General features: G+C 66.7%; 7 protein-coding genes and 1 pseudogene. 4 read left to right on the forward strand and 4 right to left on the reverse strand.

Translation table 11 applies throughout. The annotated features are described in order from the left end of the window. The 4 genes and pseudogenes from DBR12_RS22720 to DBR12_RS10195 form a co-directional block, all read left to right on the forward strand. Positions 1 to 766, forward strand: a pseudogene (locus DBR12_RS22720) (mannitol dehydrogenase family protein); the annotation flags it as partial. Between the two features lie 29 nt (positions 767 to 795). Further along, entirely contained in the window at positions 796 to 1,731 is a 936-nt protein-coding gene (locus DBR12_RS10185; RefSeq protein WP_108617134.1) for an AraC family transcriptional regulator, read from the forward strand. A 120-nt stretch (positions 1,732 to 1,851) separates the two neighbouring features. Further along, positions 1,852 to 3,336 (forward strand): xylulokinase, encoded by a 1,485-nt coding sequence (xylB, locus tag DBR12_RS10190; RefSeq protein WP_108617135.1) that lies wholly within the window; start codon positions 1,852 to 1,854, stop codon positions 3,334 to 3,336. Positions 3,337 to 3,364: 28 nt separating this feature from the next. Further along, a complete protein-coding gene (locus DBR12_RS10195; RefSeq protein ID WP_108617140.1) occupies positions 3,365 to 4,399 on the forward strand; it encodes a PfkB family carbohydrate kinase in 1,035 nt (344 codons plus the stop codon). Between the two features lie 181 nt (positions 4,400 to 4,580). Here the strand turns inward: DBR12_RS10195 and DBR12_RS10200 are convergent, their stop codons facing one another. From DBR12_RS10200 to DBR12_RS10215, 4 genes are read right to left on the reverse strand one after another with little or no spacing between them, the layout of a single operon-like run. Continuing rightward, positions 4,581 to 5,201, reverse strand: a complete 621-nt coding sequence (locus DBR12_RS10200; protein WP_108617136.1) for an SMI1/KNR4 family protein — start codon at positions 5,199 to 5,201, stop codon at positions 4,581 to 4,583. A gap of 21 nt (positions 5,202 to 5,222) precedes the next feature. Further along, positions 5,223 to 5,690: a GNAT family N-acetyltransferase gene (locus DBR12_RS10205; protein WP_108617137.1), complete on the reverse strand. Its 468-nt coding sequence runs from the start codon at positions 5,688 to 5,690 to the stop codon at positions 5,223 to 5,225. Positions 5,691 to 5,708: 18 nt separating this feature from the next. Then, positions 5,709 to 7,124 (reverse strand): FAD-binding oxidoreductase, encoded by a 1,416-nt coding sequence (locus DBR12_RS10210; RefSeq protein WP_108617138.1) that lies wholly within the window; start codon positions 7,122 to 7,124, stop codon positions 5,709 to 5,711. A gap of 59 nt (positions 7,125 to 7,183) precedes the next feature. After that, entirely contained in the window at positions 7,184 to 7,609 is a 426-nt protein-coding gene (locus tag DBR12_RS10215) for a DUF2069 domain-containing protein (protein ID WP_108617139.1), read from the reverse strand. Positions 7,610 to 7,642 lie beyond the last annotated feature (33 nt).

The raw sequence follows: 7,642 nt of genomic DNA on the forward strand, positions 1-7,642 counted from the left end.
CCCCACGCCCGATGTGGCCGAGCGCGTGAAGGCCGCGACCGGCTGGGACGACAAGGCGGCCCTGATGGGCGAGAGCTTTATCCAGTGGGTGATCGAAGACGACTTTATCGCCGGGCGGCCCGCGTGGGAGATGGTGGGCGTGGAGATGGTGCAGTCGGTGCAGGCGCATGAAGAGGCCAAGATCCGCCTGCTCAACGCAACGCACAGCTGCATTGCCTGGGCCGGCACGCTGGCGGGCTACCAGTACATCCACGAAGGCACGCACGATGCCGCCATCCGCCAGATGGCCTACGACTACGTCACCGACGACGCGATTCCGGTGCTCCACACGCCCGAGCAACCATGTCCCATCAACCTGGAGCAGTACCGCGACGTGGTGCTGGACCGCTTCGGCAACCCCGCCATCGCGGACACCAACCAGCGCGTGGCGATGGACGCGTTCTCCAAGATCCCCGGCATGATCGCACCCACCATCCGCGACAAGCTGGCGCGCAACGCACCGTTTGACAGCGTGGCGGTGCTGCCAGCGCTGTTCCTGGCCTACCTGCAGCGCTGGCACGCGGGGCGGATCCCCTACACCTACCAGGACCAGGCCATGGACCCCGCCGTGGCCCATGCCATCTGCGATGCCGCCGACCCCGTGGCGGCCTATGCGGCAGACACGACCTTGTGGGGCGAGATGGCCAGCCACCCCCGGCTGGTGGACGCGCTGCGCCAAGCCTATGCCCGCGTGTTGGCTTTTGTGGCGCAGCGGACAGGCGCCTGATGCTGGTGTAATTTGAGCCCACTACTGCCATGACCGTGAAGACGCCCATCGCCCCGCGCCAGACCAAGCCCGAGCTGGAGCACGACTATGTGCGCTCGCCCGCGCTGGGCTATGAGCGGCCTGAGACGGCCGGTTTTATCCGCTGCCTGGCGCACGGGTTTCCCACGCCGCTGGCGCGCTGGCACTACCACGACGAGTACGAGCTGCACCTGATCACTGCCACTTCTGGCAAGGTGTTTGTGGGCGACTGGATCGGTCAGTTCCAGCCCGGCCACCTGGTGCTGACCGGGCCGCGCCTGCCCCACAACTGGATCAGCATGGATCTGCCCGAAGGCGGCGTGCCGCTGCGCGACCTGGTGATCCAGTTCTCGCATGCGCCGCTGGTGGCCAGCAGCGAAACCATCCCCGAGCTGCGCGAGGTGCTGCCCTTGCTCGAGCGCGCGCGCCACGGCATCGAATTCTTTGGCATGGAAGCCCAGGCGCAGGAACACTGGCACCGCATCAAGGCGCGCCAGGGGTTGGCACGGTTCGGTGCGTTCTGCGAATTCATGAGCGACCTGGCGCGCTGCACCGACTTTCGCCTGCTCTCCAGCACCCAGCTGCAAAGCGAAGACAACGACACCCAGCTCGACCAGATCAACGCCATCGTGAGCCGCATCACCGACCACCTGGCCGACCCGCTGTCGGCGGCCGACCTGGCGCAAGAGCTGGGCATGACGGAGAGCCGCTTTTCGCGCTTCTTCCGCCGCGCCACGGGCAACACCTTCACTGATTTTGTGAACCTGGTGCGCGTGAACCGCGCGTGCCAGCTGCTGATGGAGACCGAGCGCTACATCACGCACATTGCGTATGACGTGGGCTTCAACAACATGGCCAACTTCAACCGCCGCTTTCTGGACATCAAGGGCATGACGCCCAGCGAGTACCGCAAGCAGGGTGCGGGAAGGTTTGGAAAGACTTCCTGATCCCCGGCCGGATCTGCACCCTGAGAGGGGGCCCTGTTGCGTGACCCCGCACGCAGCCCGCCAAAGGCAAAGGCCGGGCCATGGCTTTCACTGTGAATCACTGACATCTGTCCATCACCCATGTACCTCGGAATCGATTTAGGCACCTCGGGTGTCAAGCTCCTGCTGCTGGACGATGCGCACGCTGTGGTCGCTAACGCCGACGCCGCCGTGCCCCAGCTGCGCCCCCAGCCGACCTGGAGCGAGCAGCACCCCGCCGACTGGTGGGCCGCCGTGGAGACTGCCGTGGCGCAGTTGCGCGCGCAGGCACCCGCTGCGTGGGTACAGGTGCGGGGCATCGGCCTGTCGGGCCACATGCATGGCGCGGTGGTACTGGACGCGCAGGGCCAGGTGCTGCGCCCGGCCATCTTGTGGAACGACGGCCGCGCCAGCGCCGAATGTGCGCAGCTGGAATCGGCGGTGCCCACATCGCGCCAGACCACCGGCAATCTCGCCATGCCCGGCTTCACCGCGCCCAAGCTGCTGTGGCTGCGCACCCACGAGCCCGCCGTGTTCGAGCAGATCCGCACCGTGCTGCTGCCCAAGGACTGGCTGCGCCTGCAACTCACCGGCGATGCCGTGAGCGACATGTCCGACGCATCGGGCACGCTGTGGCTGGACGTGCAGGCGCGCGCATGGAGCCCGGCCATGTTGCAAGCCTGTGGGCTCGATGTTTCGCACATGCCCGCGCTGGCCGAGGGCAGTGCGCCCACCGGCACACTGCGCAGCGATGTGGCACGCCGCTGGGGGCTCGGTGACAGCATCGTCGTGGCTGCTGGCGCGGGCGATAACGCCGCCAGTGCCGTGGGCGTGGGCGCCCGCACTGCGGGGCAGGGCTTTGTGTCGCTGGGCACCTCGGGCGTTGTATTTCGCGTGACGGACGCTTTTGCGCCTGCCACAGAGCGCGCCGTGCATGCCTTTGCCCATGCGTTGCCGCAGCGCTGGCACCACATGTCGGTCATGCTCAGTGCAGCGAGTGCGTTTGGCTGGGTCACCCGGCTGACGGGGCGTGGCGACGAGGCGCAACTGTCTGACGCCGTCAGCGTCCTCAACACCACCCGCCAGGCGCAGGCGCCGCTGTTTTTGCCGTACCTGAGTGGCGAGCGCACACCGCACAACAACGCGGCTGCGACCGGCGTCTTCATGGGATTGCGTGCCGAGCACAAGGCGGCGGACCTGGCCTATGCCGTGATGGAGGGCGTGGGCTTTGGCCTGCTCGATGGCCTCAACGCCATGCGCGCTGCCGGGGCCGGGCAGGGTGGTGCTGCCAGCGGGGATGATGCAGCCCTGGCCCTGGTCGGTGGCGGTGCCCGCAGCAACCCTTGGGCGCAGCTCTTGGCCAGCGCTTTGGGCGCCCCGCTGCAGCGCCCGCAGGGTGCACATGCCGCCGCTGCCCTGGGCGCCGCACGCCTGGCTGCCATGGCCTGCGGCGGTGACGAAGCCCACTGGTGCCAGCCCTTGACCGCCGACGCCATCTTCACGCCACAGGCTGCGCAACAATCCCTGCTGGCCGAGCGCTATGCCCGCTTTGTTGCGCTGTACCCCGCACTGCAAGCCCAGTTCTGACGTGTTCCCCGCATCGTCCCAAAACACCATGACTTCCGCATCTATTGCCTTTAGCGCCACAGCCCCTATCCACGCCGCCATTGCAGGCGAGGCCCTCATCGACCTTATCCGCCGCCCCAACGGCAGCTACCTGCCGTGCCTGGGTGGCGCGCTCTACAACCTGTGCCGTGCGCTGGCCCGCCAAGGCGTGGGCACGCAGTACCTCAACCCTTTGTCACGCGACCGCTTTGGCCGCGAGCTGGCAGCGCAATTGGCGGCCGACGGCGTGGTGCTGGCCAGGCCAGACCCCGTGCAGCAGGTTACATCCTTGGCAGTGGTCAACCTCGATGCACACGGCCACCCCGACTACGCCTTCTACCGCGAAGGCGTGGCCGACCGCGCCGTGTCTGCCGCAGGTCTGGTCGATAGCTGCGCCGCGTTGCCCGCGCTGCAGTTGGTCTGCACCGGCGCGCTGGCACTTGACGCGCGTGACACGGCCATCTACCTGCCGTGGCTGGCCGCCCAGCGCGCCGCAGGGCGCTGCGTGGTGGTCGATGCCAACCTGCGCCCCTCGGTCATGCCCGACCTGTCGGCGTACCGCATCGCTGTGCACGCCGCGCTGGCCCACGCACACATCATCAAGGCCAGCGACGAAGACCTGGACCACCTGGCCGTGCCCGGCGCGGATGCGCTGGCCCGCGCGAAGCACCTGCTGGCCGCTAACTCGCAGGCCCACCTGATGGCGCTGACGCTGGGCGCGGAAGGCGCATGGTTGCTGCACCGCAATGGCGCGCAGTGTTTCGCCAAAGAGGCCCAGCCGCTGCAGGTGGTGGACACCGTGGGCGCGGGCGACAGCTTTCTGGCCGGGCTGCTGGCGCACCTGCTGCGCCAGGCGCAAGCCGCCCTTGGGGTAGGTTTTGTGCCGTTTGTGGAAGCGCTGACAGCCGATGCCTGCCAACAGGCGCTGCGCCACGCGCTGGCCAGCGCGAGCCTGTGCGTGGTGGAGCAAGGCTGTGTGCCACCGGGGTGGGAGGCTGCGGTTGCATGGTCGCTAACCCGGCCTGCTACCTTGCATCAGAGGTAGCACCGCGTAGCATTGTGCGGACGCGTTGCGTGTGGCAGGTCTGGGCTGCGTTTGGGGAACAAGCCGCAGGCCAAGGGGATGCTTGGAGGCTGGTTTTTTGCTAAAAATCGGCTTCTCCGCGCTTCCAGTAAGCACTTGATGCTATTATTTTTGTAGTGATTGGTCTTGTCCTCGCCGCACCTCACACATTGGTGCAGGCCCTGTGGCCCTGGTTGTCGTTCATCTCCAGAATCCACCATTGCGCCCCCGTGTTCTTGTCGATGAAGCGCATGTGCGAAGCGATGTTGGCCAGCGTGGGGTTGTCGAGGTGGAGCAGGCGCTGCACATAGTCCACCAGGTCGTCTGCCATGTGGGTGAACTCGAAACCGTCGTGGTCAAACTCGAACACCTGCCCGGCGCATGCGCCATCGGTGGCCATCAGGATGTAGTTGCCCGAGTGCGGCGTTTCGCCAATTACCAGGCAGTGGTTGATCCAGTCGGGCAGGATCTCTTCGCGTTCTTCATCGCTCAGGTGCTCGGTCCAGCCGTTGAAAGCTTCTTGCAGATCGGCCCATTCAGCGGGCGGGGCGATGTAGCGGGCGGCATCGCCCGAGTCGGCGTCGTGGTACAGCAAAACGCCGCCCAGCGTGGCGTAGAACGCGGGCAGCTGGCCCACGTTGGGCAGGGGCGCATCCAGCGCTGCAGGCGGCTGGATGTGGTGCAGGAAGTTCACCGTTTTGGTTTGCTGCGGCTTGTTGATGCGTTCGCAGGTGAAGATGCCGGTGTGTTCGGCGATGGCGCGGTGCAGGTCGGGCAGTGTCATCAGTGGTCCTTGGGGCGGCGGTCAGAGTTCTTGTGCGTACACGATGAAGCCGTGGTGTTTGGCCAGCTTGTCGTACAGCTGGCGCCCGGCGGTATTGGTCTCGTGCGTTTGCCAGTACACGCGCGAAGACTGGGCGGCACGTGCGGCGTCGTAAACGGCCTGGATGAGCGCCCGCCCCACGCCCCGGCCGCGCGCAGCCTCGCGGGTGAACAAATCGCTGAGGTAGCAGACGGGTTCGATGCGCGTCATGCTGCGGTGAAAGACGCAGTGCGTGAGGCCCAGCAGCTCGCCGCTGGCATCGTCCTGCGCCACCAGGCAGAACATGGGCTCCGTCGCGTCATGAAACCGCTGCCAGGTAGTCTGGGTGATGTGCTCCGGCAGCGCTGTGGCGCCAAAGCGGCCATAAAACGCGTTGTAGCCGTCCCAGAGCGGGCGCCAGGCGGCGTAGTCGGTGGGCTGAACCGTGCGCACAGTCACGGTAGGGGTCATGGGCGGCTTTCTGTGGGTTTACTGCAGCACCCGCCCCGGGTTCATGATGCCCTGCGGGTCCAGCGCCTGCTTGATGGCGCGCATCATCCCCAGCGCCACGGGCGACTGGTATTTGGCCAGCTTCTCGGCCTTGAGCTCGCCGATGCCATGCTCGGCCGAGAACGAGCCACCGAACTCCGCCACGGCTTCGTAGACCAGGTGGTTTACGTGCGCCTCATGCTCGCGCAGGAATACCTTGGCATCGCCCTCTGCCGGTGCCTGCACGTTGTAGTGCAGATTGCCGTCGCCCAGGTGGCCGAAGTTGACCAGGCGCACGCCGGGGATCTCGCGCTGCAGCACCGCGTCGGTGTGCGCCACAAAGGCGGGGATTCGCGAGATCTGCACCGAGATGTCGTGCTTGATGTTCAGGCCTTCCTCGGCCTGCGCGAGCGGAATGCTCTCGCGGATGTGCCACAGCTGGTGCGCCTGGGTGAGGTTCTCGGCCACCACGGCATCGGTCACGCAGCCTGCTTCAAATGCGGTCTCCAGCAGCGATTCAAACCGTGCACGCGCATGTTCTTCGGATTCACTGTCGGAGTTTTCGAGCAACACACACCAAGGCGCGGTCTCGTCGCCCAGGAAGGGCACGCGCAGCTGCGGCATGTGTTTGCCCACCAGGCTCAGCGCGAACTGGCCCATCACTTCAAAGCCCGTGAGGCCTGCGCCCAGCTGCTTGTGCGCCAGGCCCAGCAGGGCCACAGCTTGTTCCATCGATGGCACAGTGGCCCAGGCGGTCAGGCGTGCGGCGGGCTCGGGGTAGAGCTTCATCGTGGCGGCAGTGATGATGCCCAGCGTGCCTTCGCTGCCGATGAACAGATCGCGCAGGTCGTAGCCGGTGTTGTCCTTGCGCAGGCCCTTGAGGCCGTCCCACACCTCGCCCTGCGGGGTGACCACTTCGAGGCCCAGGCACAGGTCGCGTGCATTGCCGAAGCGCACCACCTGCGTGCCGCCCGCATTGGTGCCCAGGTTGCCGCCGATGGTGCAGCTGCCTTCGGCCGCGAGGCTCAGGGGGAACAGCACGCCCGCTTTCTCGGCCACGTCCTGCAGGTTCTGCAGGATGCAGCCGGCTTCCACCGTCATGGTCAGGTTATCTGTGTCCACGCTGCGCACTGCGTTCAGGCGGGTGAGGCTGAGCACGATCTGCGTGCCCGAATCGTCGGGCGTGGAGCCTACGGCCAGGCCGGTGTTGCCGCCCTGGGGCACGATGGCGGTACCGGCCGCCGCGCAGGCCTTGACCACGGCGGCCACTTCCTGTGTGTTGGCAGGGCGCACCACGGCCAGGGCCTTGCCGCGCACGCGGCGGCGCCAGTCCTGTTCCCAGGCAGTGAGGTCGCCTTCGGTGAGCACATGGGTGGGGCCAACGATGGCGCGCAGGGTGTCAAGCAAGGTGGTCATGAGTAAAACGGTGTGGACAGTGCATGGATGGGATGGGGCGAGGCGCTGCGCACGGGGCGTCAGGGCGCGGGCTCCGCTGTGCGGGCTTCTGCTGCGGCTGCTTTGGCATTGCGCTGGCGCAGCCGCACATGCAGCGTGCATGCGGTGAACAGCACCAGGCACAGGGCCACTTCGGCCCAGGCCAGCCACTGCGACGGGGGCTTGTCACTCCAGCCGCGCACCACGCCTTCGGTGAAATACAGCCAGATCACCAGGCTGACCCAGCGGTAGGTGTACATGCGGTTTTTAAGGATGCCCGCCAGCGGGATGCACAGGGGCAAGGCTTTGATGGCCAGCCAGGTACCACCTGGGCGCAAGGGGGCGAGCACCAGCTCCCAAGCCAGGCACAGAACTATCAGGGCCAGCAGGCTGCCTGTGGCCACCCAGCGGGTGGCAGCGACGCCGCTGTCGGGCGGCGTGAGAGGGGTGGCGGGGGATGCAGTCATTGGGGTGGCATCATATCGGCCATGCCCTTGACC

This window comes from Acidovorax sp. HMWF029, assembly GCF_003060895.1.
Lineage (GTDB): Bacteria > Pseudomonadota > Gammaproteobacteria > Burkholderiales > Burkholderiaceae_C > Acidovorax.